This is a genomic window from Bacillus cereus (assembly GCF_015071065.1).
GTDB lineage: Bacteria > Bacillota > Bacilli > Bacillales > Bacillaceae_G > Bacillus_A > Bacillus_A cereus_BA.
The window spans coordinates 1-2885 of sequence record NZ_VOVA01000064.1 but is presented as its reverse complement, the minus strand read 5'-3'; the positions used below and the strand labels follow the sequence as shown (position 1 = coordinate 2885).

Here is a 2885-nt window from a genome sequence, read left to right as displayed (position 1 = left end):
TGCTACCCCTAAAGGGAAAAATTAATACCTTTTTACAAATAACAGGAAATGATATTACACCTTGATGGAGTAAATCCCCCTTCACTTCCTCTATTTAATTCTTTGGTAAGGATATATTTTCCTGATGATAATCATAACCTATATCAGAATTTAATTTATTATAGGAAAATTCCAAAAGGGGTGAATGTGATGGGTTTCCCGCCTCAACAACAAAGTAAACCTGGCATTGAATCATTAATGATACCTAGACCTATATTTGATAACCCCAATTACAAACCAGCCGGTAAACTTATAAATAAGGTAGCGCTTATAACTGGTGGGGATAGTGGAATTGGGAGGGCTGTCGCTGTAGCCTTCGCGAAAGAGGGTGCAGACATAGCAATCTCATACCTAAATGAGCATAGTGATGCAAAAGAAACGGAGTTCTATGTTAAAAAGTATGGCCGTAGTTGCATTACCATCCCAGGTGATATTGGGTATGAGCAGCATTGCCAACAAGCAGTAATGCAGACAATTCACCAATTTGGTCGTATTGACATTTTGGTGAATAATGCCGGTGTACTATACATAAGGAACAGTCTACTTGATGTAGATTCTAACCAACGAACAAGTACCTTTCACACAAATGTTTTTTCTCAGTTTATTTTGACGAAAGCTGCTTTGCCATATATGAATTCAGGGAGCTCCATAATAAATACAACATCCCTTAGTGCCTATCATGGAGATCAAGATGCAATTGACTACGCGGCATCTAAAGGAGCCATTGTTTCCTTTACACGTTCGCTGTCATCGTCACTGGCACCGCAAGGGATCCGAGTTAATGGTGTAGCCCCAGGACCAATTTGGACTCCATTAATTCCATCTTCCTTGCCTCCAGAATGGCTTGCCACATTTGGAGACCATGTTCCTATGAAGCGAGCCGGTCAACCGTTTGAAGTGGCACCTGCTTATGTATTCTTGGCATCCGAAGATGCATCTTACATATCAGGACAAATTCTGCACGTGAATGGTGGGGAAATTATAAACGGTTAAATATTTAACAAAAAATTACTTATAAATGAATTTGTATTATATTGGCTTAAGTATTATGGAATTAAAATTACAAAAAAAAAACAAAATACCGTTTAACCACCCTGTAACCACTCATATAAGATTTAATTCACATCGATACCTATGTCATTGATATGAATTGTCAAAATGCTTACAAAGGAATCTAAGAGGTCATTTTTTTAGATTCACAATCATTTTTTAAAGTTTATGTAAAAAAAAGAAAAAGAATCCATTTTTAAAATGGATTCTTTTTTTATTACTTCTTTAACTTAGTGTAATCTATATTCTCCTGTTAATTGTTCCTCGGCCATTCGAACTAAGCGTTTTGTAATTTCTCCACCGACAGAACCATTTGCACGCGATGATGTATCAGGTCCAAGTGTGACTCCTAATTCGCGAGCAATTTCATACTTCATTTGCTCAATAGCACTTGCAGCAACTGGAATAAGAACTTCATTTGCATTATTTTCGTGTCTTTGAATATTCATCATCGCATCTCCATTATATTTGTATATAACATGTGCTTAATTATGATATTTATACATGAGTTAACTATTTTCTTCTATTTTATTCATTGCAACATATCCGCAAAGGAAGTACCCACATTATTCTTCCGTTTCATATGCTTCTCTAAATAGATTTTTGTTGTTTGGATATTTTCATGCCCCAGCGTTTGCATTAAATGATATAGATCCGCATTTCCTTGTTCAACGGCCATGATTGCAAAAGCATGACGGAATGTATGCGCCGTTACTGGATTCTCACGATACTGCAGAAACTCTAAATTTGTCTTTTTTATCATATCTGTTACCTGACTCGATAACGTTTTTGAATTATAAAAGTTCCCCCTTTGATTTACAAATAAAGGACTTTCATCTCCTCGATCCAATACAGTTTGAAACCCTCTTCTTCGTCTCATTTCACAAATACACTGATACAAATGTTCCGAAATGAAAAGTTCACGCACTTTATCCCCTTTACCCGTTACTTTTAACCAGTGCTTTCCGTCATAGTGTAAATCTTTGACTCTTGTTGTGCACAATTCTTGAATTCTTGCACCGGTACTTGCCAGAGCTAGTAAAATTGTATAGTTTACTAAATGACCTCTTTCTTTATAAAACCCTAAGATTTTCATCACTTCATCATAAGATAGGTCCCGATTTGGCCGATCCTGTTCATTTACATTTGCACGCTGCAGTTCTTCATGAAGGGGTTTTTTGATATAAGCAAATACATGAAGGTGTTTTAAAAAAGAACGAATGATCACTGTTTTCTTTGCAAGTGTTGCAACTGCATATGTCTCACCATTCCTACCGTCCTCTACCTGCTTCAACCAAGAATTATATTTACGAATATGCCAAGGTTGCAATGTTTTTAATAAAGATGCATTTTGCTGTACCTCTTCCCCATTCAATTCAAACTCCTCTGCATGCTGCACCATGCACTGACAAAATGACAAGATTTCAGACACATAACTCTTTTTCGTATCTTCTTTTCTATTCTTCTTCTCATCCATATCTTTTTGTAAATGTACGAAATGATAAATGACTTCCAGGTCACTTAAATACGTATATTTACTCTTTCCCTCTTTTTCAGCTATCTCCATTTTATCTTCCACTTTATCTACATAACGATTGTTATGCAGAAATGGAACGATATCTCTAATATTCTCTAAATATGTATCTATACATTCACCTTTATTATTGATAATAGTTAAATTTTCTATTCCATTTTTATTATCCATATTTCAAATTCACCTCTCCTATTGAAGATTATGAATATAATTCTCTTTATTAACTATATTTATCATTTTATTTCACTTCTATCAATTATAC

The 2885-nt window shown here is 35.1% G+C and carries 3 protein-coding genes; 1 reads left to right on the top strand and 2 read right to left on the bottom strand.

Features of this window, described 5'->3' with window-relative positions:
- Nucleotides 1-189 precede the first annotated feature (189 nt).
- The gene (locus FT637_RS29445; RefSeq protein ID WP_131231528.1) at nt 190-1032 is read left to right on the top strand and encodes an SDR family oxidoreductase; all 843 of its coding nucleotides are present in this window, start codon (nt 190-192) and stop codon (nt 1030-1032) included.
- Between the two features lie 287 nt (nt 1033-1319).
- On the opposite strand, the gene FT637_RS29440 is transcribed toward FT637_RS29445, so the two are convergent.
- Together FT637_RS29440 and FT637_RS29435 are read right to left on the bottom strand one after the other, a co-directional pair.
- Complete coding sequence (locus FT637_RS29440; protein ID WP_193649242.1) at nt 1320-1538, bottom strand: small, acid-soluble spore protein, alpha/beta type; 219 nt, start codon at nt 1536-1538, stop codon at nt 1320-1322.
- Nucleotides 1539-1621: 83 nt separating this feature from the next.
- Nucleotides 1622-2794 (bottom strand): tyrosine-type recombinase/integrase, encoded by a 1173-nt coding sequence (locus tag FT637_RS29435; protein ID WP_193649241.1) that lies wholly within the window; start codon nt 2792-2794, stop codon nt 1622-1624.
- Nucleotides 2795-2885 lie beyond the last annotated feature (91 nt).